Here is a 23,363-nt window from a genome sequence, read left to right on the forward strand (position 1 = left end):
CCGAAAAAAACGCGATCGGAAGCAGGCTCAAGGGGTGTGAGCAGATCGGTAGCACTTGTGGGAAGCGGAAGAAACGACGTAGGAAAAGTCTGTCACCACAAGCACAGGTGACGGGTGGTCAGCGGCGGATTCGTTCGGGAGCTACTTATCTATTTGCGACGCGCTAAAAGGTAGCGTGACGAGAGGGTGTGCTCAATGTAGGAGCGAGGGGGACGCCTAGTTCTTGCTCGCGAAAAACCTGAGAGCGCCGCGTTCATTCAGGATGGGCGCGTTATCGTTCACGACCTTCGCGAGCAAGCTCGCTCCTACAGTCAACATTCAACGGCACTCACCGCCAACCCACCCCGCGAAGTCTCCTTGTACTTGTCATGCATATCCGCGCCGGTATCACGCATGGTGCGGATCACCCGGTCCAGGGAGATAAAGTGCTGACCATCGCCACGCAAGGCCATCTGCGCCGCATTGATCGCTTTCACCGCCGCAATGGCATTGCGCTCGATACACGGCACTTGCACCAGGCCGCCCACCGGGTCGCAGGTCAGGCCCAGATTGTGTTCCAGGCCAATCTCCGCCGCATTGCACAACTGTTCCGGCGTAGCGCCGAGAATCTCCGCCAGCCCGGCCGCCGCCATGGCGCAGGCCGAGCCGACTTCGCCCTGGCAACCGACTTCGGCGCCGGAGATCGATGCATTCTTTTTACACAGAATCCCTACCGCCGCCGCGCTGAGGAAGTAGTCCACCACGTTGGCTTCGGTGACCACCTCGCTGAATTTCATAAAGTAGTGCAATACCGCCGGAATGATCCCCGCCGCGCCGTTGGTCGGTGCCGTGACCATGCGCCCGCCAGCGGCGTTTTCCTCGTTCACGGCCAGGGCGAACAGGTTGACCCACTCCATGGCGCTCAAGGTCGAGCCGATCACGTTGGGCTTGCCCAGCTCCTGCAAACTGCGGTGCAACCTGGCCGCACGCCGCCGCACGTTCAGGCCGCCGGGGAGGATGCCTTCGTGTTTGAGGCCTTGTTCGACACAATCTTGCATCGCACGCCAGAGCTTCATCAGGCCACTGCGAATGTCCTCCTCCGAGCGCCAGACCTTTTCGTTGGCCAACATCAATTCGGCGACCCGCAGGTTGTGGGTCTTGCACAAGCTCAGCAATTGCACGGCGCTGGAAAAATCATAGGGCAGCTCAGTGCGATCCATGTCTGCCACACCACTGGCGGCCTGCGCTTGATCCACCACAAAGCCGCCGCCCACTGAATAGTAGGTGTCGCGGTGCAGCTCAGTGTCATCAGCGAACACCACCAGGGTCATGGCATTGGGGTGGAACGGCAGGTTTTCGTCGATCAGGCGCATGTCCCGCGACCACAGGAACGGCACCGGCAAACGCCCGTCCAGCAGCAAGGTGTTGGTCTCGCGCAGGGTCTCGATGCGCAGGCCAATCAGCGACGGATCAATCGCATCCGGCCACTCGCCCATCAGCCCCATGATCACGGCATTGTCGCTGCCGTGACCGATGCCCGTGGCCGATAAAGAGCCGTAAAGCTGAACTTCAACGCGCCGTACCTGTTCCAACAGACCACGTTCACGCAATCCTTGAACGAATAACGCCGCGGCGCGCATGGGGCCGACGGTGTGAGAACTGGAAGGGCCGATGCCGATCTTGAACAGGTCGAAAACGCTGATAGCCATTACCGTGAAACTCCTCGATGAGCACAGGCCAGGCATAGAAAACACCTGGTGACGGAGCTGCTACGCTCAAGCTGCTTTCCGCCGAGATGGGCGCATCATCAAGCTTTTGTTGCCCCGTTCGGCGTCTCACACCGACGTACCCATGCTTACCAGCGCCGCCCCCGTGCGATCACTCGTTTTGACCGTTTTTTTACGGTGCAGATCGACAAAAAGTGCAGTATTGCCTTGGAAAAATTCTGTAAGCGACGTCACCGACACTGGATACGACCATCCCTGTACTGGATACGACGCCCCCTGTAGGCGTCAGATTTTCACTGGTACATGATCAGTCACGACTCGTTTGCAAGGTACCGTGGCAGAGCTGTGTCGCACGCCCCAACCGCAACACTTATAAAGCGCGGCGAACGCCGCCAGAAAAACACCAGGAGTCCAAACCCATGAAAGGTTCCCCGTCGTTGTTGTTGGCCGCCATGCTGAGTCTGCCCCTTGCGGCACAAGCCGCAGAACCGGCGCAATGCAGTACCGTCAATTTCTCGGATGTCGGCTGGACTGACATCACCGTCACCACCGCCACCACCAGCGTGGTCCTCGAAGCCCTCGGCTACAAAACCCGCACCACGATGATTTCCGTTCCAGTGACCTACAAGTCCCTGGCCGACGGCAAGAATATGGACATCTTCCTCGGCAACTGGATGCCGACCATGGAAAACGACATCAAGCAGTACCGTGATGCCGGCACCGTGGAAACCGTGCGCGCCAACCTGGAAAACGCCAAGTACACCCTGGCGGTGCCCGAGGCGCTGTACAACAAGGGCCTGAAAGACTTCGCCGACATCGTCAAATTCAAGAAAGAACTGGACGGCAAGATCTACGGCATTGAGCCGGGTAACGACGGTAACCGCACCATCCAGAGTCTGATCGACAAAGACGCCTTCGGCTTGAAAACCGCAGGCTTCAAGGTGGTCGAGTCCAGCGAAGCCGGGATGTTGTCCCAGGTAGATCGCGCTCAGCGCCGTGGCACCGACGTGGTGTTCCTGGGCTGGGAGCCGCACCCGATGAACACCCGTTTCAAGATGAAGTACCTCACCGGCGGTGACGATTCCTTCGGCCCCGACTATGGCAAGGCGACCATCTACACCAACACCCGCAAAGGCTACGTCCAGGAATGCAGCAACGTCGGTCAGTTGCTGAAAAACCTGGCGTTCACCCTGGACATGGAAAGCACCCTGATGGGCAACGTCCTGGACGACAAAATGAAACCCGAAGCCGCCGCCAAGGCGTGGCTGAAGAAAAACCCGCAAGTGCTCGACACCTGGCTAGCCGGTGTTACCACCATCGATGGCAAACCAGGTTTGGAGGCCGTAAAAGCCAAGCTCGCCGAGTAACCGCTGACCCCGGGCCGGTACGCTGGCTCGGGATGTTTTCCCTCTTCGCATGTGGACACTCACTACCATGCTGACTGAACAGAAAATCCCCCTTGGCCAGTACATCGCTGCCTTCGTTGAGTGGTTGACGCAAAACGGCGCCGACTACTTCGACGCAATCGCATCGACACTGGAAACGATGATCCACGGCGTGACGTTTGCGCTGACCTGGTTCAATCCGCTGGCATTGATCGGTCTGATTGCGCTGCTTGCTCACTTTATTCAACGCAAATGGGGACTGACGGTTTTCGTCATCCTTTCCTTTCTGCTGATCCTCAACCTGGGGTACTGGCAGGAAACCATGGAGACCTTGGCGCAAGTGTTGTTCGCCACCCTGGTCTGCGTGGTCATCGGTGTGCCGCTGGGCATCGTCGCCGCACACAAACCGATGTTCTATACCCTGATGCGGCCGGTACTCGATCTGATGCAGACCGTACCGACCTTCGTCTACCTCATCCCTACCCTGACCCTCTTCGGGCTGGGTGTGGTGCCCGGCCTGATTTCCACGGTGGTGTTCGCGATTGCCGCGCCCATCCGTCTGACCTACCTGGGTATCCGTGATGTCCCGCAAGAGTTGCTGGACGCTGGCAAAGCCTTTGGCTGCTCACGCCGTCAATTGCTCTCGCGTATTGAACTGCCCCACGCCATGCCGAGCATCGCCGCCGGCATTACCCAATGCATCATGCTGTCGTTGTCGATGGTGGTAATCGCCGCCCTGGTGGGCGCCGACGGCCTCGGCAAACCGGTGGTCAACGCACTGAACACCGCCGACATTGCCCTAGGCTTCGAAGCCGGTCTGGCTATTGTGCTGCTGGCGATCATGCTCGACCGTATCTGCAAACAACCCGACGCCAAAGTAGGGGGTGACGCATGAGCATCATTCGCTTTGATCAGGTCGACGTGGTGTTCTCCAAGGACCCCCGTGAAGCCCTGAAACTGCTTGACCAAGGTATGACCCGCGACCAGATCCTGAAAAAAACCGGGCAAATTGTCGGCGTCGAAAAGGCCAGCCTCGACATCGAGAAAGGCGAGATCTGCGTGCTCATGGGCTTGTCCGGCTCCGGCAAGTCGAGCCTGCTGCGTTGCATCAACGGCTTGAACACCGTCAGCCGCGGGCAACTGTTTGTTGAGCATGAAGGCAAACAGATCGACATTGCGTCTTGCACGCCAGTCGAGCTGAAAATGATGCGCACCAAGCGCATCGCCATGGTCTTCCAGAAATTCGCCCTGATGCCGTGGCTGACGGTGCGCGAAAACATCAGCTTCGGCCTGGAGATGCAGGGCCGACCAGAGAAAGAACGCCGCAAGTTGGTGGACGAGAAGTTGGAGCTGGTGGGCCTGTCCCAGTGGCGCAACAAGAAACCCGATGAGTTGTCCGGCGGCATGCAGCAACGTGTGGGCCTAGCCCGCGCCCTGGCGATGGACGCCGATATCCTGCTGATGGACGAACCCTTCTCCGCCCTCGACCCGCTGATCCGCCAGGGTTTGCAGGATGAACTGCTGGAGCTGCAACGCAAGCTAAGCAAGACCATCGTATTCGTCAGCCATGACCTGGATGAGGCGCTGAAACTGGGCAGCCGCATCGCGATCATGAAAGACGGGCGGATCATCCAGTACAGCGTGCCGGAAGAGATCGTGCTGAACCCGGCGGATGACTATGTGCGCACCTTCGTCGCCCATACCAATCCGCTGAACGTGCTGTGCGGCCGCAGCCTGATGCGCACGCTGGACAACTGCAAGCGGGTCAACGGTTCGGTATGTCTCGATCCTGGCGACGACTCGTGGCTGGACCTGGCCGAAGGCAACACCATCAAGGGCGCACGCCAGAATGGTTCAGTGCTGAACCTGCAGAACTGGGCGCCTGGGCAAGCGGTGGAGGGGTTGGGCCGGGTACCGACGCTGGTGGATTCCAATATTGGTATGCGCGATGCGTTGCAGATTCGCTATCAGACAGGAAACAAGCTGGTGCTGCAGGACAACAACAAGGTGGTGGGGATTTTGGGTGACAGCGAGCTGTACCACGCGCTGTTAGGCAAGAACCTGGGCTGAAAAAAAGGGATCGCAGTGAGCGATCCCTTTTTGTCTTAGGCAGTTTGATCGTTCCCATGCGGGGGAACGATCACTGTCTCAACCTTCAGCTATAGACGCGGCCAAGGAGCTGGCGATGGCTTTCAAACTGATCGAGCACATCCCGGGTAATTTGTTCCGGGGTGAAGCCCATCAGGTCGTATTCCTGGCTGCCGTTGTGCAAATACACCTCGGCGCGGTAGTAGCGCGTGCGCTCTTCCTCACCCTGGAGCGACTCACTCGGCGCCGCCAGGTAGCCATCCAGGCTGACCTCGTAGACAAACGGGTTGCCCTCTTCCATCTCGATCCGCACGCCCATGCAGCACTTGGACTTACCGAGCACGGTCTGCACATCCAGCCCTTGAGCACGCAAGGCCACCGCCGCGTCTTCCAGCGCCGGCGTCACCTTTTTATCCATAAAGCGCTGCACCACGGCTTGGGTTGGTTGCAGGTCGAGGGCAGTCAAGCGCTCGCTGAAACCATGACGACCACGCTCAGCCAGTTGCGCTTGCTCCAGCTCGATCGCCACGTCCTGGCGCATGGCCTTGTGCAGACCGAACATAAACAGAATCAGCACCACCGAGAACGGCAGGCCGGCCAGCACCACCATGGTTTGCATGGCTTCAAAGTTACCGGCGAACAGCAAACCGATGGTCACCAGGGTGATCACCGCCGACCAGAAAATCCGCAGCCAGTGCGGCGCATCTTCGTCAACGTTGCCGCCCTTGCAAGACAGGTTCGCCATCATCACCGCGCCGGAATCCGCCGGGGTCAGGAACAGCACGAAGCCCACAAAAATCGACACACCAATGACGATTTTCGACGCGGGGTAATGCTCAAGCAGTTGGTAGATCGCCATGGACGGTTGTTCCAGGGCAGTTTTGCCCAACTCCACCGCGCCATGGTTAAGCACCAGGTCCAGCGCCGAGTTGCCGAAGATCGACAACCACGCCAGGGTGAAGCCCAACGGGATCAGCAATACGCCGGCCACCAGTTCACGCACGGTACGACCACGGGAAATACGCGCGATAAACATGCCCACGAAGGGTGCCCAGGAAATCCACCAGGCCCAGTAGAACAGGGTCCACAGGCCCATCCAGCGCTCGGACTTCTCGCCATCACCTTCGTATACATACAAGTCGAAGGTTTTCAGCACGATGCCGTTCAGGTAATCGCCGGTGTTCTGCACCAGGCCATTAAGCAAATGCAGGGTCGGGCCGAACAACAGCACGAAAATCAGCAAGCCGCTGAACAGCACAATGTTGAGGTTGGACAGGCGGCGAATGCCGTTTTCCACACCCGACACGGCGGCGATGGTCGCCACGGTGCTCATCACGATGATCACGATCAGCAGGTTGGTGTTGTTGTGCTCCATACCGAACAGGTTTTCCAGCCCCGACGATACTTGCAGCGAGCCAATGCCGAGGTTGGTCACCAGGCCCAGCAAGGTCACGAACATACCAAAACCGTCCACCGCGTGACCGGCAGCGCCTTTGACCCAACGCTCGCCCACCAGCGGGTACAGCGCCGAACGCAAGGCCAGCGGCTGGTTATGACGATAGGCAAAGTACGCCACGGCCAGGCCGACCAAGGCATAGATCGCCCAGCCGTGCAGGCCCCAGTGCAGGAAGGTCAACTGCAACGCCTGCCGTGCGGCCGTGCCAGTGGCGCCAGCGCCTTCAGGCGGATTGAAGTAGTGGTCCAACGGCTCCGAAGCACCGAAGTACAACAGCGAGATGCCGATCCCCGAAGAGAACAGCATGCCGGCCCAAGCGCCATAGCTGAAGTCTGGGGTGTCGTCCTTGCTGCCCAGTTTCAACTTGCCGTAGGACGAAAACGCCAGGCCCACCACAAATACCAGATAGGCGGCGATTACCACCATGTAGTACCAGCCAAAGCTTTTGGACAGCCAGGCCTGGGCTACACCAAGTACCCGGCCGGCCTCTTGCGGGGCGATGATCAAAATGGCAGTCAACAACAAAATCAGCGCGGTAGAGGTGTAGAACACCCAACCGTTGACCCGTACCTTTTCTGGCGGGGTCTTTATAAGAGAGGCAGAACTCATGGCACAGATGCTCCAGGCAGTGCGAGAGAGAAACACAAGGCAGCGCTTTACCCGATCCATCGATTTTTTGGCAGTCGACTGGTGGGTGATATAAAGACACCCCGAAAAACCCTGAACCCCACAAAAGCAACATTGTTGGCTGGCGGCGAAAGCCTTGGGCGAGCTCTTTTCAGTAAAAAAAGCGTCGCGTCATGACCTTAAGCGTCTTGCCCATTCAAACGTTCCGTCTTCGCCAGCTCGCGCTATGCCACGTGGTCGTTTCAGAGGTTTTTTTCAGATGTCTGGTGTCGCGCCTTGTCGGTAAAACACCTACAGGGCGTGACGATTTGTCGCAGATCTTATTCTTTGTTGATTGAACGTTCAATCAAAACAAAATAGACTGGCCCACAAGCCGACGGACGTTTATCGCTCGTCGGCAGGCCTAAGGAGAGGTGCACGATGCCCAAGGTCGGTATGCAACCCATACGCCGCCAGCAGTTGATCGAAGCCACGTTGACGGCCATCGATCAGGTCGGAATGGGAGATGCCAGCATTGCGCTGATCGCCCGCCTGGCCGGCGTCTCGAATGGCATCATCAGTCACTACTTTCAGGACAAGAACGGCCTGATTGCCGCCACGATGCGGTACCTGATGAACGTCTTGATCGAGAATGTCCACGCTCGTCGGCACGCGTTGAAGGATGACAGCCCACGGGCGCACCTGCAGGTGATCATCGAAGGCAACTTCGACGCCAGCCAGGTCAACGGCCCAGCAATGAAAACCTGGCTGGCCTTCTGGGCCTCCAGCATGCACCACCCGTCTTTGCACAGGTTGCAGCGGATCAACGATCACCGCCTGTATTCCAACCTGTGCTGCCAGTTCCGCCGTGCGATGCCACTGCCCGAGGCACGCAGCGCAGCCCGCGGGCTAGCGGCCCTGATCGACGGTTTGTGGTTGCGCGGCGCACTGTCGGGAGACGCTTTCGACACTGAGCAGGCGCAACGGATCGCTTACGAATATATGGATTTCCAATTGGCCAAACAGGTGAGTTAGAGCACACATAATCGCTCAACCCCTGAACTGCTGCTGATCGGTGTTGCCAGAACCTTAATGGCCCCACCTTTTAGTGGTTAACGCCAACCACTTATGCACTTGCGAGGACTTTATGGCCCGTTTCGAACTGCAAAAACTCTACATTGACGGCGGCTACTCCGACGCTGGCAGCGATGCCACCTTCGAAGCCATCAACCCGGCTAACGGTGAAGTTCTCGCCAACGTACAACGCGCCACCAAGGAAGACGTTGAACGTGCCGTGGTCAGCGCCGAAAAGGGCCAGAAAATCTGGGCCGCGATGACTGCCATGGAGCGTTCGCGCATCCTGCGTCGCGCCGTTGAAATCCTGCGCGAGCGCAACGATGAGTTGGCCGCCCTGGAAACCCTGGACACCGGCAAGCCGTACTCCGAAACCCAATACGTCGACATCGTCACCGGCGCCGACGTGCTGGAATACTACGCAGGCCTGGTGCCCGCCATCGAAGGCGAGCAAATCCCGCTGCGTACCACTTCGTTCGTCTACACCCGTCGCGAGCCCCTGGGCGTCGTGGCCGGTATCGGCGCGTGGAACTACCCGATCCAGATCGCCCTGTGGAAGTCCGCGCCAGCCCTGGCCGCCGGTAACGCGATGATCTTCAAACCAAGCGAAGTCACTTCGCTGACCACCCTGAAACTGGCCGAGATCTACACCGCGGCCGGCGTTCCAGACGGCGTGTTCAACGTCCTGACCGGCAGCGGCCGTGAAGTCGGCACTTGGCTGACCGAACACCCGCGCATCGAGAAAATCTCCTTCACTGGCGGCACCGACACCGGCAAGAAGGTCATGGCCAGCGCTTCCAGCTCTTCGCTCAAAGAAGTGACCATGGAACTGGGCGGCAAATCCCCGCTGATTATTTTCGACGACGCCGACCTCGATCGCGCCGCCGACATTGCGATGATGGCCAACTTCTACAGCTCGGGCCAGGTTTGCACCAACGGTACTCGCGTATTCGTTCCGACCGCCCTCAAAGGCGCGTTCGAAGCCAAGATTGCCGAGCGCGTAGCCCGCATCCGCATTGGCAGCCCGCAAGACGAAAACACCAACTTCGGCCCGCTGGTCAGCTTCGCTCATATGGAAAGCGTGCTCGGCTACATTGCCAAAGGTAAGGAAGAAGGCGCGCGCGTACTGTGCGGCGGCGACCGTCTGACCGACGGCGAATTCGCCAAGGGTGCCTACGTTGCCCCAACCGTGTTCACTGACTGCACCGACGAAATGACCATCGTCCGTGAAGAAATCTTCGGCCCGGTGATGAGCATCCTCACCTACGACACCGAAGAAGAAGTGATCCGCCGCGCCAACGACACCGACTTCGGCCTGGCCGCTGGCCTGGTAACCAAGGACCTGAACCGCGCGCACCGCGTGATTCATCAACTGGAAGCCGGTATCTGCTGGATCAACGCCTGGGGCGAGTCCGATGCCAAGATGCCGGTCGGTGGCTACAAACAGTCGGGCGTTGGCCGTGAGAACGGCATCACCTCGCTGAACAACTTCACACGCATCAAATCGGTACAGGTTGAGCTGGGCGACTACGCCTCGGTGTTCTAACCCGCCTGAAGTCTGGGATGCCCTTTGTGGCGAGGGGGCTTGCCCCCGCTGGGCTGCGCAGCAGCCCCATCCCAGGCACCACCATTCAGCAACCTGACCAAATTTAATGAGGGTGCATTCAATGTCCCAAGAATACGACTACATCATCGTGGGTGCCGGCTCCGCCGGTAACACCCTGGCGACCCGTCTTACCGAAGACGAAGGCGTCACCGTCCTGCTGCTGGAAGCAGGCGGCCCGGACTACCGTCTGGATTTCCGTACCCAAATGCCGGCCGCCCTGGCCTTCCCACTGCAGGGCCGCCGCTACAACTGGGCCTACGAAACCGATCCAGAGCCATACATGGACGGCCGCAAGATGGAATGCGGTCGTGGCAAGGGCCTGGGTGGCTCTTCCTTGATCAACGGCATGTGCTACATCCGTGGCAACGCCATGGACTACAACGGCTGGGCGAAAGCCCCAGGGCTGGAAGACTGGTCTTACCTGGACTGCCTGCCGTATTTCCGTAAAGCGGAAACCCGCGACATCGGCCCTAACGACTACCACGGTGGCGAAGGCCCGGTCAGCGTGACCACGCCAAAAGCCGGCAACAACCCACTGTTCGCCGCCATGGTCGAAGCCGGCGTGCAGGCCGGTTACCCGCGTACCGAAGACTTGAACGGTTACCAGCAGGAAGGCTTCGGCCCGATGGACCGTACCGTGACGCCGAACGGCCGTCGCGCCAGCACCGCCCGCGGTTACCTGGACACAGCCAAGAAGCGTTCGACGCTGACCATCGTCACCCATGCTCTGACCGACAAAGTGCTGTTTGAAGGCAAGCGTGCCGTGGGCGTGCGTTACCTGATCGGCGCCGCTGAAGAGCGCGTTGAAGCTCGTGCCCGCAAGGAAGTGCTGGTGTGCAGCGGCGCTATCGCCTCGCCGCAGATCCTGCAACGCTCCGGCGTTGGCCCGGCAAAACTGCTGGAAAGCCTCGACATCCCAGTGGTCCACGACCTGCCAGGCGTCGGCGAAAACCTGCAGGATCATCTGGAAATGTACCTGCAATATTCATGCACCCAGCCAGTCTCGCTGTACCCGTCGCTGCTCTGGTACAACCAGCCGGCCATCGGTGCCGAGTGGCTGTTCAACGGCACAGGTATTGGCGCCAGCAACCAGTTCGAAGCCGGCGGTTTCATCCGTTCGCGCGAAGAATTCGAATGGCCGAACATCCAATACCACTTCCTGCCGGTCGCGATTAACTACAACGGCAGCAACGGTGTGAAAGAGCACGGTTTCCAGGCCCACGTGGGTTCCATGCGTTCGCCGAGCCGTGGCCGCATCCAGCTGAAGTCGAAGAACCCACGGGAATACCCGAGCATCCTCTTCAACTACATGTCCAGCGAACAGGACTGGCAGGAATTTCGTGACGGCATCCGCCTGACCCGTGAAATCATGCAACAGCCAGCACTGGACGCCTTCCGTGGCCGCGAAATCAGCCCCGGCATTGAAGTGCAGACCGACGAGCAACTGGACAAGTTTATCCGGGAGCACGCCGAAACCGCGTTCCACCCGTCCTGCTCATGCAAGATGGGCACCGACGAGATGGCTGTGGTCGATGGCGAAGGTCGCGTACATGGCATGCAGGGCCTGCGTGTGGTCGATGCCTCGATCATGCCGCTGATCACCACCGGCAACCTGAATGCGCCAACGATCATGATCGCCGAGAAAATCGCCGACAAGATTCGTGGCCGCCAGCCGCTGGCGCGCAGCACGGCGGATTACTACGTGGCAGGTGACAAGCCTGCGCGTGGCAAGCCGCTGCGTGAAGTAAGCCGTACTGCGTAATAGCTAATACACCCCTGTGGCGAGGGGACAAGCTCTCTCGCCACAATGGATTACAGCCCTAGCCGCACAGGCTGTAAACCCGTCCCACACCGCACCGCCCTTGATCCCACCCCCCGCGCAGGCCTAATCTATTACCGCGCAAACGTTTCATCTTCCTGCCCTACCGATACGCCGGCACTTGCCTGGCCACGAGGCTTTCTCATGTTTGATGTCGTTTCTTCGAGCAAATGGCCTACCGGCTTCCTGATCAATCCAAACGTTGAACCACTGGACCCAAAATGGCTGAAGGAATTCAGCAAGATCCCGGCCGCTGCCGTCAGCGATTGCCTGGGTCGTAACGTCGGTGGCCTGGGACTCAAGTCCTTCCACGGCAATGCGCCGATGCTCGGCAGTGCACTGACTGTGCGCGTGCGTCCGGGTGACAACCTGATGATTCTCAAAGCCATGCAGATGGCCCGTCCGGGCGATGTGCTGGTGATCGACGGCAGCGCCGACCTGACCCGCGCGGTGTTCGGCGGCATCATGCGCGCCATGGCCCTGAAGGCCGGCATCGTCGGCGTGGTGATCAACGGCGCCCTGCGCGACCTCGACGAATGGCAAACCGGCGAACTGCCGGCCTACGCCATCGGCGGCGTACACCGTGGCCCGAGCACCGACGGCGGCGGCGAAATCAACGTGCCGATCTCTTGCGCTGGCATGCTGGTTGCTCCTGGCGACCTGATGATCGGCGACGGCGACGGCGTGGTCGCAGCTTCGCGAACTGAACTGCCGGAATTGCTGGTGCGCTGCCACGACCTGCTGGCCCGCGAGAAGGCTACACTGGCGGCTATCGAAGCCGGCACCCTGGACTCTGATCGTTTTGACGCCATCCTGCGCGCCAAGGGTTGCCCGGTCTAAAGCCAAAAGCATCGCAGGCAAGCCAGCTCCCACATTCTTGATTTGTGAATACATTCAAATGTGGGAGCTGGGCTTGCCCGCGATGAGGGCCTCAGGGCCTGCGCTGCCCACAAGGAAGGCCCCATGTTCGACAAGCACCCTATCCTCAAAAAACACTTCGCCGCCCTGCGCACTACCGCCGATTTTTTCTCCCTGCGCTACGTGCGCGAATCCGGCCAATACCTGTCGGTGCGCAAAAACGTCGCCGAGCCTCCACACCTGAACCGCGACGAAGGCGCGATGCTCACCGTGCGCCTCAACGGTGTCGAAGCCTACGCCGCGACCAACGATATTTCCCTGCCAGGCCTGCAAGCCGCCCTTGAGCGCGCCGAACAGCAGGCCCGGTTGATCAAGCCCCACGCCCTGCTCGACCTGCGCGACCAGCCAGTGTCCAGCGACGTTGCCGACTACCTGTCGCCCGACCTCGACCAGCCGTTCCCGTCCCTGAGCGATTGCTACCAACTGCTCGGCGCCGAATCCTTTGCGGTACCCAAGGACGAGCGCCTGGTGAACTGGGAAGTCAACCTGGGGCTGACCCACGTCGAACAGATCTACCTCAACAGCGTTGGTGCCGAACTGCGCCAGGCCCAGAGGTTTATTTTTCCGGGCCTGAGCGTCACCGCCTACGACGGCAGCGATAGCCAGACCCGCACCCTGGGCGGCACCAACTTCGGCCAGCAAGGCGGCTTCGATGTGATCAGCCGCTTCGGCCTGATCGGCGCTGCTGCGCAGATCGCCGACCAGGCCCTGCAACTGCTGTTGGCACCTAACACGCCGCAAGGCCCGCGCGACCTGTTGCTGATGCCCGACCAGATGATGTTGCAGATCCACGAATCCATCGGCCACCCGCTGGAACTGGACCGCATCCTCGGCGATGAGCGCAATTACGCTGGCACCAGCTTCGTCAAGGCCAGCGACTTTGGCAGCCTGCAATACGGCTCCAGGCTGCTCAATGTGACCTTCGATCCGGACATTCCCGAACAGCTCGCCAGCTACGGCCATGACGACGACGGAACCGCCGCCAGCAAGCAATTCCTGATCCGCGAAGGCCTGTTGCTCAAACCGTTGGGCGGCGCGCTGTCGCAATACCGCTCGGGCATGGGCGGCGTGGCCAACAGCCGCGCGTGCAGCTGGAACCGCCCGCCTATCGACCGCATGGCTAACCTCAATATCGAGGCGGGCGACCAGACCCAGGCGCAACTGATCGAAGGCATCGAGCACGGCATTCTCATGTCCACCAACCGCTCGTGGTCCATTGATGACGCTCGCAACAAGTTCCAGTTCGGCTGCGAATGGGGCCAGTTGATTGAAAACGGCGAACTCAAGGGTGTGGTAAAGAACCCCAACTACCGGGCCATTTCCGCGCAGTTCTGGCGCAAGCTCAGCGCCGTCGGCGACGCCAGTACCTTCAAGGTCCTGGGTACGCCGAACTGCGGCAAGGGCGAGCCCAACCAGGTAATCCGCGTCGGCCATGCATCTCCGGCGTGTGTGTTCAGCAATGTTGATGTGTTTGGGGGAGACGCCTGATGCAGACCTTCAAGGCCCTGGTCGATTGGCTCAAGCAGGCCATCACCGAAGAGGAACAGTTTCATCTGGGTTACGCGGCGGAATCGTCCGAGTTCGTGCGTTTCAATCACGCCAAGGTGCGTCAGGCCGGACAGGTGCAACAGGCTAGCCTGAACCTGAAACTGATCAATGACGGTCGCCATGCTGACCTGGGTATTACCTTGGCTGGCGAACCGGAGCTGGATCGCCAGCGCCTGGCCGATGGCCTGCAACAGCTGCGCGAGACCTTGGCGCTGGTGCCGCAAGATCCCTATCTTTTGCTCAACCACAACGCCTGGCAAAACAAGGACCAGCAGGCTCGACCGCTGCCAGGGCTGGCTCAGGTACTGGAAGAAATCAACCAGGCTGCACACGGCGTGGATATGGTCGGTTTCTACGCCGCTGGTCCCATTAGCCGCGGTTTTGCCAGTTCCTCGGGCGCCTTCGGTTGGCATCAGGCCAATAGCTTCAACTTCGATTTCAGCCTGTTCCACGCCAACGGCGAAGCCGTGAAGGCCAGCTACGCCGGAAACGACTGGGACAGTGCCGACTTCGCCCGTCGTTTCCAGCAGGCGCGCGAGCAACTGGAGTTTCTTGGCCGCCCGCTGCACACCTTGGCGCCGGGACAATACCGCGCCTATATCGCTCCGGCGGCGCTGGAAGAAATCATCGGCATGCTCACCTGGGGCGGTTTTTCCGCCCAGGCCATCGCCAGCAAAAGCAGCCCGTTGCAGCGCCTGTATAGCGGCGATCAAGCGTTGAGCCCCTTGGTGGGCATCGATGAACAGGTCAGCGATTCACTGAGTTCGGCGTTCTCTCGTGACGGCTATCCCCGCAGCGACGTGAAGCTGATCAGCGCGGGCAAGGCCGAAGGCCGGCTGGTCAACTCCCGTAGCGCCGCCGAGTACGGTTTGAGCGCCAACGGCGCCAGCGACGACGAATCCCCCAGCGCGTTGCAGATGGCCGCAGGTAGCCTGGCCCAGGCCGATATCCTCAAGCAGTTGGGCACCGGCCTGTACATCAGCAACCTGTGGTACCTGAACTACTCCGACCAGCCGGCGGCGCGCCTGACCGGCATGACTCGCTTCGCCACGTTCTGGGTGGAAGACGGCGAGATCAAGGCGCCGGTCAGCACCATGCGTTTTGATGACAGTGTCTACAACCTGCTGGGTTCGCAGCTGGAAGCGCTAACCGCTGATCGGGAACTGCTGCTGTCGGCCAGTACGTATAGCCAGCGCAATACCTCGTCCAACTTGTTACCGGGGGCACTGGTCAAGCGGTTGACCCTGACCCTGTAGACACGCATTCCCAATGCGACAACCATCCAATATGGGAGCCGGGCTTGCCTGCGATGCAGGCGACTGGGTGTATCAATTACACCGCGTGTGAGGTCATCGCAGGCGAGCAAGCTCCCACATTGGATCGCGTTATTCCCTCAAGACCGCATTGCGCCATACGCAAAATATCGCTTCAGACACCTGGCCATCCGACCTGTTGTCGCCTTTGAAAAACCTCGCTATAAAGGCCAGTGGCATCTAGCCACATCCGCGCGGTAAAAAACTCAAACGACCCCTGCGCAGCCCTCAACCCACTTGTCCCCAAGTGATGCATGACCTTGCCCGGGAAAGGGCAAGCTGGAGCGTTGACATGAACCATGGAAGTTTTGTCATTGAAAAGCTGTTCAAACACTACAACGTTCACGTAGAGCCGCTTGGTAACAACCCAGAGAAGAAAACCGTGCTGTTGGTCAATGGCGCGCTGTCCACTACCCGCTCGTTTGCCCGCACCAGCAAATGCCTGGCCGAGCATTTCAATGTGCTGATGTTCGATTTGCCGTTCTCGGGTTATTCGCGCCCTCACAACACCGACCTCGACCTGGTGACCAAGGACGACGAAGTGCAAATCCTCCGGGCCCTGGTGGAGCGCTTTGAGGTCAATCACCTTGTCTCGGCCTCTTGGGGCGGCATCTCCACGCTGTTGACCCTGGCCCACAACCCGCCCTCCATCGAAAGCTCGGTGGTTATGGCCCTGGCGCCCAATCTCAATCAGGCGATGCTCGAATACGTGGAGCGCGTCCGAGTGCTGATCGAGGCCGATGACAAGTCCGCCGTCGGCCATCTGCTCAACGAGACCGTCGGCAAGTTCCTGTCGTCACGGCTCAAGCGCAACAACCACCGTCACCTGTCGAATATGGCCACCACCGAATACCGCCAGGCGCGCTTTCATATCCACCAGGTGCTGCAAATGGGCGATGGCAATTACCTGCCGCAACTGCGCCAGATCGAAACCCCCGTGCACTTTCTCAATGGCACGCTGGACGAATACACGCCGGCCGAAGACGCCCAACTGTTCAAGCAATATGTCGGTCGTAGCAGCTTCGTCACTGCCGAATACACCGGCCATTTGCTCGACCTGGAGTCCCACGACGCTGCCCTGGCGGTGCATCGGGCGCTGATTGATTTCCTGGTGGGCAAGGACGTGGCGCTGTCAGATATCGACGAACCGCCAGTGGGAAAAGGGGCAGCCGATGGCGCATAATCGCCAAAACATAGCCTGCTAACAAAAGGGAACTCATGCCGAATCGCGCCCCTCTCGACGCCAAGACCGCCCGCTGGCTACCCTGGGTGGTAGCGATTGCCTTCTTCATGCAGTCGTTGGATGGGACGATTCTCAACACCGCATTACCCGCCATGGCTCAGGACCTGGCGGAAAACCCGCTGCGCATGCAAGGGGTGGTGATCGCCTACATGCTCACCGTGGCCCTGCTGATCCCAGCCTCGGGCTGGATCGCCGACCGCTTCGGCACCAAAAAAATCTTCTTCGGCGCGATCATGCTGTTCAGCATCGGCTCGTTGCTCTGCGCCCTGTCCAGCACATTGACCATGCTGATAGGCGCCCGCGTGATCCAGGGCTTGGGCGGCGCACTGATGCTGCCGGTCGGGCGACTGGTGGTGCTGCGCGCCTACCCCCGCTCGGAGCTGGTGCGAATCATGGGGTTCATCACCATTCCCGGCCTGCTTGGGCCCTTGCTCGGCCCGACTATGGGCGGCTGGATGGTGCAATACCTGACCTGGCACTGGATCTTCCTGATCAACTTGCCGGTGGGCATGATCGGCTGCTACGCCGTATGGAAGTTTATCCCCGACCTGCGCGGCAGCGAACGCACGCGTTTTGATGGCGTGGGCTTTCTGCTGTTTGGCGCAGCGATGGTGCTGATCACCGTCGCCATGGAAGGCCTGGGGGAATTGCACCTGCCGCACCTGCGGGTGATGTTGCTGCTGTTCGGCGGCCTAGCGTGCCTCGCGGCCTACTGGCTACGGGCCGGGCATATCGATAACCCGTTGTTCTCGCCGGCACTGTTCAAGACCCGCACCTTTGCGGTGGGTATCCTGGGCAACCTGTTTGCGCGCCTGGGCAGCGGTGCCTTGCCGTTTCTGGTGCCGTTGCTGCTGCAGGTGGCGTTGGGCTATTCACCGTCCCAAGCCGGGATGAGCATGCTGCCCCTGGCTGCGGCGGCGATGCTGGCCAAGTCCGTCGCCCGGCCGCTGATCGAGCGCCTGGGTTATCGCGTGGTGCTGACCGGCAACACCCTTGCACTCGGCTTGATGCTCGCAAGCATGGGCCTCGTCACCGAGAACACGCCCTACCCGCTGCTGCTGGGGATGCTGGCAGTGCTGGGGGCGATCAATTCCTTGCAGTTCACCGCAATGAACACCGTCACCCTGATCGACCTCGACGATGCCCAGGCCAGCAGCGGCAACAGTTTGCTCTCGGTGGTGGCGCAATTGTCCCTGAGCCTGGGGGTGGCCTGCGCCGGTGCATTGCTCGGCGGGTTTACTGCCGAAACCGGCAACGATGGCGTAGAAAGCGTGCTCGGCGCGTTCCAGTTGACCTTCCTCACCGTGGGCATCATGGCGATGCTGGCAGCGGCGATCTTCCTGCAGTTGTCGCCGAGGAGCAGCTTCAAGCCGCAAGCTTGAAGCCGCAAGAGAACCGCTCTGAACTTGTCGCTTGCCGCTCACAACTTGCCGCTGCCCGCCGCCCCCTTGTCCGGAACATGCGGGGAATTTCGCGGCGGGCTGCTACACTGCGCGACATTTTGTTTTGCAGGCCAGTCCCGTGACCACCATCGCCACCGCTTTTAATACTTTGCCGCTGTCCGCCGCCATGCTGGCTAACCTCGACTCTCTGGGTTATGTCGAGATGACGCCGATCCAGGCGCAAAGCTTGCCGGTGATCCTCAAGGGGCTGGACCTGATCGCCCAAGCCAAGACCGGCAGCGGCAAGACCGCGGCTTTCGGCATTGGCCTTTTGAACCCGATCAACCCGCGTTATTTTGGCTGCCAGGCCCTGGTGATGTGCCCAACTCGCGAGCTGGCCGACCAGGTTGCCAAGGAAATCCGCCGCCTGGCCCGCGCCGAAGACAACATCAAGGTGTTGACCCTGTGCGGCGGCGTGTCCCTGGGACCACAGATTGCTTCGCTGGAACACGGCGCGCACATCATCGTCGGCACCCCAGGCCGTATCCAGCAGCATCTGCGCAAGGGTTCGCTGGTACTCGACGGGTTGAACACGCTGATCCTCGATGAAGCCGACCGCATGCTCGACATGGGCTTCTACGATGCCATCGAAGACATCATCAGCAAGACCCCGGCCCGTCGCCAAACCCTGCTGTTCTCCGCAACCTACCCGGTGAGCATCAAGCAGCTGGCGTCCAAATTCATGCGCGCGCCGCAGCAAGTGAAAGCCGAAGCTTTCCACTCCGATTCGCAGATTGAGCAGCGCTTCTACGAAATTTCCCCGGAAGAGCGCATGGAAGCAGTGACCAAGGTCCTGGCGCACTTCCGTCCGGCCTCTTGCGTGGCCTTCTGCTTTACCAAGCAGCAAGTGCAGGAAACCGTCGACCACCTGACGTCCAAGGGCATTTCTGCCGTCGGCCTGCATGGCGACCTAGAGCAGCGTGACCGTGACCAAGTGCTGGCGATGTTCGCCAACCGCAGTACTTCGGTATTGGTGGCCACTGACGTCGCCGCCCGTGGCTTGGACATTGACGCGCTGGACATGGTGATCAACGTTGAGCTGGCCCGAGACTCGGAAATTCACATTCACCGTGTAGGCCGTACAGGTCGCGCCGGTGAGACAGGCATTGCTATCAGCCTGGTAGCACCGTCCGAAGCCCACCGCGCCCAGGCCATCGAACAACTGCAAAAAGCTCCACTGAACTGGGACCAACTGAGTAACCTCAAGTCCCAGGGTGGCGCGCCGCTCGTGCCGGTCATGAGCACCCTGTGCATTGGTGCCGGTCGCAAGGACAAGGTTCGTCCGGGCGACATCCTCGGCGCCCTGACCGGTGAAGCCGGGATTCCAGGCGCCCAGGTGGGCAAGATCGCGATCTTTGATTTCCAGGCGTTTGTGGCCGTGGAGCGCGGGGTCGCCAAGCAGGCGTTGCAGCGTTTGAATGACGGCAAGATCAAAGGCCGCTCGTTGCGCGTTCGCATTCTCTAAGAGCGCCGCGTAACCACTGTAGGAACCAGATCAATGTGGGAGCCGGGCTTGCCCGCGATGCAGACGACTCGGTCTAACAGACTGAGTTGATGCCATCGCAGGCAGGTCAGCTCCCACATTTCATTGCATTGCATATCAGGATTTGCAGTGAACCAGAATTTGCATGAGGACTGTATTTTGCGCTCTACCGAAGTCGTGATCATTGGCGCCGGCGCCGCGGGTTTGATGTGTGCACTGACCGCCGCCGGGCGTGGGCGCAAAGTGATGTTGGTCGATCATGCGAACAAGGCCGGCAAAAAAATCCTGATGTCCGGTGGTGGCCGCTGCAACTTCACCAACCTGTACACAGAACCTGCCAACTTCCTCTCCCACAACGCGCACTTCTGCAAGTCTGCCCTGGCCCGCTACACCCAGTGGGACTTCATTGGCATGGTGGCCAAGCACGGCGTGCCGTATCACGAGAAGAAGCTCGGCCAATTGTTCTGCGATAATAAATCCAGCGACATCCTCGGCATGCTGCTCGATGAGTGCGAGCAAGTGGGCGTGAGCCTGCACCTGGACACCTCGATCCAGCAGATCGAAAAACTCGACGCCGGGTATCAATTGCAAACCACCCTGGGCGAGTTGCGCTGCGAATCCCTGGTGATTGCCACGGGCGGGCTGTCGATCCCTACCTTGGGCGCCACCGGCTTCGGTTATCAGGTAGCCAAACAGTTCGGCCATGAACTGCTGCCAACCCGCGCCGGGCTGGTGCCATTCACCATCACCGATCAGCTCAAGGAGTTGTGCGGCGAGTTGTCCGGCACTTCGGTGGATTGCCTGGTGAGCTGTAACGACCAGAGCTTTCGCGAGAACATCCTGTTTACCCATCGCGGCCTGAGCGGGCCAGCGATTTTGCAGATTTCCTCATACTGGGAATCCGGCGATGCCGTGGAAATCAACCTGCTACCTGATCATGACGCCCACGCCTGGCTGCAACAGCAACAGGCCGAACGCCCAAACAGCGAGTTGAAAACCCTGCTGGGTGAGATCTTCACCAAGAAGATGGCCAACCTGTTGGCCGAGCAGTGGTTTATTTCCAAGCCGATGAAGCAGTACACCCACGCCGAACTGGCGGATATCGCGGCGAAGCTGGCAAGCTGGCAATTGGTCCCGGCGGGCACCGAAGGCTATCGCACGGCGGAAGTGACCTTGGGTGGCGTGGACACGCGGGAAGTGTCGTCCAAAACGATGGAGTCCCTGAAAAGCCCTGGGTTGTACTTCATCGGTGAAGTGCTGGATGTGACCGGGCACCTGGGCGGGTTCAATTTCCAGTGGGCGTGGGCATCCGGCTACGCTGCTGCGCAATACGCCTGAGATCCTCTAAAACCGTAGGAGCTGTCGAGTGAAACGAGGGTGTGCGTTTCAAGGCCGGAACATATTTTGCCCTCAGATGTGATCGCCACCCTTGCCGTGGCGTCATTACTGGCTCAATTTAGCGGCATCGTCCCGGAAGACCCCAGACTTCATGTCATCGACCTCGTTCAACCATTCCATGCGGCGCCTTTGGGCGCTGGATAAGTTCAGCTACAGCGTACGGGTATTCATCGCCCTCACCGGCAGCATGGCGCTGTGCTGGTACCAGGATGAGATGACGCTGCTGATCCCGCTGTTCCTGGGAATTATCGCCAGCGCCCTGGCCGAGACTGATGACAGCTGGCAAGGCCGCCTCAATGCGCTGGCGGTGACGCTGGTGTGTTTCAGTATTGCGGCGCTGTCGGTGGAGTTACTCTTCCCCTACCCGTGGTTTTTTGCCATCGCCCTGGCCCTGGCCAGTTTCGCCCTGACCATGCTCGGTGCGCTGGGGGAACGTTACGGCGCTATCGCCTCGGCGACCTTGATTCTGTCGGTCTACACCATGATCGCTGTTGACCAGCGCGGCGGAGCGGTCACCGATTTCTGGCACGAACCCTTGCTGCTGGTGGCCGGTGCCGCTTGGTACGGGGTGCTCTCGGTGCTGTGGCAGGCGCTGTTTTCCAACCAGCCGGTGCAACAGAGCCTGGCGCGGTTGTTCCGCGAACTGGGGCACTACCTCAAGCTCAAGTCGACCCTGTTCGAACCGATCCGCCAACTGGATGTAGAAGCGCGGCGCCTGGAACTGGCCCAGCAAAATGGTCGGGTGGTGGCGGCGCTGAACGCGGCCAAGGAGATCATCCTGCACCGGGTCGGCAATGGCCGACCGGGGTCCAAGGTCAGCCGCTACCTCAAGCTGTACTTCCTGGCACAAGACATCCACGAACGCGCAAGCTCATCACACTACCCCTACAACGCCTTGGCCGAAGCCTTCTTCCACAGTGACGTGCTGTTCCGCTGCCAGCGCCTGCTGCGCCAGCAAGGCAAGGCCTGCCAGGTTCTCGCCGAGTCGATCCAATTGCGCCAGCCCTTCGTCTATGACGCAAGCTTCGCCGAAGCCCTGGGCGACTTGCACGCCTCCCTGGAACACCTGCGTATCCAGAGCAACCCGGCCTGGCGCGGCCTGCTGCGCTCGCTGCGGGCGCTGTCGGCCAACCTGGCGACCCTCGACCGCTTGCTCAGCGACGCCAGCAACCCCGACAGCCTGGCGGATGCCACAGACAGCAACCTGCTGGACCGCTCGCCACGCAACCTCAAGGAAATGTGGACGCGCCTGCGTACCCAACTGACACCGACGTCCTTGTTGTTCCGCCACGCCCTGCGCCTGTCCCTGGCGCTGAGCATCGGCTACTTCATGGTGCATCTGATCCACCCTTCCCAAGGTTACTGGATCATCCTCACCACCCTGTTCGTGTGCCAGCCGAACTACGGCGCCACCCGGCGCAAGCTCGGCCAGCGAATCATCGGCACCGCCATCGGCCTGACCGTGGCCTGGGCGCTGTTCGACCTGTTCCCAAGCCCACTGGTGCAATCGATGTTCGCCATCGCCGCCGGCCTGGTGTTCTTTATCAACCGCACCACCCGCTACACCCTGGCGACGGCGGCGATCACCCTGATGGTGCTGTTCTGCTTCAACCAGGTGGGCGATGGCTACGGGCTGTTCCTGCCGCGACTGTTCGATACCTTGCTCGGCAGCCTGATTGCCGGGTTGGCGGTGTTCCTGTTCCTGCCGGACTGGCAGGGCCGACGCCTGAACAAAGTGCTGGCCAACACCCTGACCTGCAACAGCATCTACCTGCGGCAAATCATGCAGCAATATGGCGCAGGCAAAAGCGACGACCTCGCTTACCGCCTGGCCCGCCGTAACGCCCACAACGCCGATGCGGCACTGTCCACCACCCTGGCCAATATGCTGATGGAGCCGGGGCATTTCCGTAAGGAAGCCGACGTGGGCTTTCGCTTCCTGGTGCTGTCTCACACCTTGCTCAGCTACCTGTCGGGGCTGGGTGCACACCGCGAAACCCAGTTACCGGCCGAGGTGCGCGCACACTTGATCGAAGGCGCTGGCAAAACCCTGGCGGCGAGCATCGACGAGATCGCCACGGGGCTGGCCAACAAACAGCCGATCGCAATTCAGAGCGATACCGAGGAAGCACTGGCGGTTGAGCTGGAACAGATGCCCGATGAGATCGACGAAGGGCAGCGGTTGGTGCAGACGCAGTTGGCGTTGATTTGTCGACAGCTGGGGCCGTTGCGGACGTTGGCAACGCATCTGATCAAGGACACCAGCGCCGCGTGAACC

General features: G+C 60.3%; 16 protein-coding genes and 1 pseudogene. 14 read left to right on the plus strand and 3 right to left on the minus strand.

The annotated features are described in order from the left end of the window. Positions 1 to 222: 222 nt before the first annotated feature. Both FQ182_RS30120 and FQ182_RS00475 read right to left on the minus strand, forming a co-directional pair. Positions 223 to 318 (minus strand): annotated as a pseudogene (locus FQ182_RS30120) (outer membrane lipoprotein carrier protein LolA); the annotation flags it as partial. Continuing rightward, on the minus strand, positions 312 to 1,688 hold the full coding sequence (locus tag FQ182_RS00475) for an L-serine ammonia-lyase (RefSeq protein ID WP_149413405.1): 1,377 nt from the start codon (positions 1,686 to 1,688) through the stop codon (positions 312 to 314). The pseudogene FQ182_RS30120 and the gene FQ182_RS00475, both read right to left, overlap by 7 nt. Before the next feature lie 437 nt (positions 1,689 to 2,125). Here FQ182_RS00475 and FQ182_RS00480 point away from each other — a divergent pair, with 437 nt between their 5' ends. The 3 genes from FQ182_RS00480 to choV all read left to right on the plus strand — a co-directional run bounded on the left by FQ182_RS00480 (position 2,126) and on the right by choV (position 5,161). Then, positions 2,126 to 3,073, plus strand: a complete 948-nt coding sequence (locus tag FQ182_RS00480) for a choline ABC transporter substrate-binding protein (protein ID WP_149413404.1) — start codon at positions 2,126 to 2,128, stop codon at positions 3,071 to 3,073. A gap of 67 nt (positions 3,074 to 3,140) precedes the next feature. After that, positions 3,141 to 3,986, plus strand: coding sequence for a choline ABC transporter permease subunit (gene choW / locus FQ182_RS00485; protein WP_133102365.1), 846 nt, complete (start codon positions 3,141 to 3,143; stop codon positions 3,984 to 3,986). After that, positions 3,983 to 5,161: a choline ABC transporter ATP-binding protein gene (gene choV, locus FQ182_RS00490; protein WP_149413403.1), complete on the plus strand. Its 1,179-nt coding sequence runs from the start codon at positions 3,983 to 3,985 to the stop codon at positions 5,159 to 5,161. The genes choW and choV overlap by 4 nt, the downstream gene beginning before the upstream one ends. An 85-nt stretch (positions 5,162 to 5,246) precedes the next feature. On the opposite strand, the gene betT is transcribed toward choV, so the two are convergent. Then, positions 5,247 to 7,244 (minus strand): choline BCCT transporter BetT, encoded by a 1,998-nt coding sequence (betT, locus tag FQ182_RS00495; RefSeq protein WP_149413402.1) that lies wholly within the window; start codon positions 7,242 to 7,244, stop codon positions 5,247 to 5,249. 438 nt (positions 7,245 to 7,682) lie between these two features. Here betT and betI point away from each other — a divergent pair, with 438 nt between their 5' ends. The 11 genes from betI to yccS all read left to right on the plus strand — a co-directional run bounded on the left by betI (position 7,683) and on the right by yccS (position 23,360). Beyond that, on the plus strand, positions 7,683 to 8,276 hold the full coding sequence (betI, locus tag FQ182_RS00500) for a transcriptional regulator BetI (protein ID WP_149413401.1): 594 nt from the start codon (positions 7,683 to 7,685) through the stop codon (positions 8,274 to 8,276). 112 nt (positions 8,277 to 8,388) lie between these two features. Further along, the gene (gene betB / locus FQ182_RS00505; protein WP_149493969.1) at positions 8,389 to 9,861 is read left to right on the plus strand and encodes a betaine-aldehyde dehydrogenase; all 1,473 of its coding nucleotides are present in this window, start codon (positions 8,389 to 8,391) and stop codon (positions 9,859 to 9,861) included. 121 nt (positions 9,862 to 9,982) lie between these two features. Further along, the gene (betA, locus tag FQ182_RS00510) at positions 9,983 to 11,683 is read left to right on the plus strand and encodes a choline dehydrogenase (protein ID WP_149414460.1); all 1,701 of its coding nucleotides are present in this window, start codon (positions 9,983 to 9,985) and stop codon (positions 11,681 to 11,683) included. Between the two features lie 201 nt (positions 11,684 to 11,884). Beyond that, complete coding sequence (locus tag FQ182_RS00515; RefSeq protein WP_149414459.1) at positions 11,885 to 12,580, plus strand: RraA family protein; 696 nt, start codon at positions 11,885 to 11,887, stop codon at positions 12,578 to 12,580. A 123-nt stretch (positions 12,581 to 12,703) separates the two neighbouring features. After that, positions 12,704 to 14,146: a TldD/PmbA family protein gene (locus FQ182_RS00520; RefSeq protein ID WP_149414458.1), complete on the plus strand. Its 1,443-nt coding sequence runs from the start codon at positions 12,704 to 12,706 to the stop codon at positions 14,144 to 14,146. Next, positions 14,146 to 15,462: a TldD/PmbA family protein gene (locus FQ182_RS00525; protein WP_149414457.1), complete on the plus strand. Its 1,317-nt coding sequence runs from the start codon at positions 14,146 to 14,148 to the stop codon at positions 15,460 to 15,462. Before FQ182_RS00520 ends, FQ182_RS00525 begins: the two co-directional genes overlap by 1 nt. 349 nt (positions 15,463 to 15,811) lie before the next feature. Then, positions 15,812 to 16,702, plus strand: a complete 891-nt coding sequence (locus FQ182_RS00530; RefSeq protein WP_149414456.1) for an alpha/beta fold hydrolase — start codon at positions 15,812 to 15,814, stop codon at positions 16,700 to 16,702. Positions 16,703 to 16,737: 35 nt separating this feature from the next. Continuing rightward, positions 16,738 to 18,144 carry a multidrug transporter subunit MdtD gene (gene mdtD, locus FQ182_RS00535; protein ID WP_149414455.1) on the plus strand — a complete coding sequence of 469 codons (1,407 nt, stop codon included), beginning with the start codon at positions 16,738 to 16,740 and terminating at the stop codon, positions 18,142 to 18,144. A 187-nt stretch (positions 18,145 to 18,331) separates the two neighbouring features. Beyond that, positions 18,332 to 19,669, plus strand: coding sequence for an ATP-dependent RNA helicase DbpA (gene dbpA, locus FQ182_RS00540; RefSeq protein WP_256666344.1), 1,338 nt, complete (start codon positions 18,332 to 18,334; stop codon positions 19,667 to 19,669). Positions 19,670 to 19,846: 177 nt separating this feature from the next. Further along, on the plus strand, positions 19,847 to 21,025 hold the full coding sequence (locus tag FQ182_RS00545; protein WP_149414463.1) for an NAD(P)/FAD-dependent oxidoreductase: 1,179 nt from the start codon (positions 19,847 to 19,849) through the stop codon (positions 21,023 to 21,025). A gap of 151 nt (positions 21,026 to 21,176) precedes the next feature. Then, positions 21,177 to 23,360: a YccS family putative transporter gene (gene yccS / locus FQ182_RS00550; RefSeq protein ID WP_149414454.1), complete on the plus strand. Its 2,184-nt coding sequence runs from the start codon at positions 21,177 to 21,179 to the stop codon at positions 23,358 to 23,360. Positions 23,361 to 23,363: the final 3 nt, after the last annotated feature.

Origin of the sequence: Pseudomonas sp. ANT_H4 (assembly GCF_008369295.1) — a bacterium.
Lineage (GTDB): Bacteria > Pseudomonadota > Gammaproteobacteria > Pseudomonadales > Pseudomonadaceae > Aquipseudomonas.

Excerpts from the sequence above, each read along its gene's own strand:
- FQ182_RS00530 (WP_149414456.1), top strand. The coding sequence starts at position 15,812 with ATGAACCATGGAAGTTTTGTCATTGAAAAGCTGTTCAAACACTACAAC.
- betI (WP_149413401.1), top strand. The coding sequence starts at position 7,683 with ATGCCCAAGGTCGGTATGCAACCCATACGCCGCCAGCAGTTGATCGAA.
- choW (WP_133102365.1), top strand. The coding sequence starts at position 3,141 with ATGCTGACTGAACAGAAAATCCCCCTTGGCCAGTACATCGCTGCCTTC.
- choV (WP_149413403.1), top strand. The coding sequence starts at position 3,983 with ATGAGCATCATTCGCTTTGATCAGGTCGACGTGGTGTTCTCCAAGGAC.
- betB (WP_149493969.1), top strand. The coding sequence starts at position 8,389 with ATGGCCCGTTTCGAACTGCAAAAACTCTACATTGACGGCGGCTACTCC.
- FQ182_RS00515 (WP_149414459.1), top strand. The coding sequence starts at position 11,885 with ATGTTTGATGTCGTTTCTTCGAGCAAATGGCCTACCGGCTTCCTGATC.
- yccS (WP_149414454.1), top strand. The coding sequence starts at position 21,177 with ATGTCATCGACCTCGTTCAACCATTCCATGCGGCGCCTTTGGGCGCTG.
- FQ182_RS00520 (WP_149414458.1), top strand. The coding sequence starts at position 12,704 with ATGTTCGACAAGCACCCTATCCTCAAAAAACACTTCGCCGCCCTGCGC.
- FQ182_RS00525 (WP_149414457.1), top strand. The coding sequence starts at position 14,146 with ATGCAGACCTTCAAGGCCCTGGTCGATTGGCTCAAGCAGGCCATCACC.
- FQ182_RS00480 (WP_149413404.1), top strand. The coding sequence starts at position 2,126 with ATGAAAGGTTCCCCGTCGTTGTTGTTGGCCGCCATGCTGAGTCTGCCC.
- dbpA (WP_256666344.1), top strand. The coding sequence starts at position 18,332 with ATGCTGGCTAACCTCGACTCTCTGGGTTATGTCGAGATGACGCCGATC.
- FQ182_RS00475 (WP_149413405.1), bottom strand. The coding sequence starts at position 1,688 with ATGGCTATCAGCGTTTTCGACCTGTTCAAGATCGGCATCGGCCCTTCC.
- betA (WP_149414460.1), top strand. The coding sequence starts at position 9,983 with ATGTCCCAAGAATACGACTACATCATCGTGGGTGCCGGCTCCGCCGGT.
- betT (WP_149413402.1), bottom strand. The coding sequence starts at position 7,244 with ATGAGTTCTGCCTCTCTTATAAAGACCCCGCCAGAAAAGGTACGGGTC.
- mdtD (WP_149414455.1), top strand. The coding sequence starts at position 16,738 with ATGCCGAATCGCGCCCCTCTCGACGCCAAGACCGCCCGCTGGCTACCC.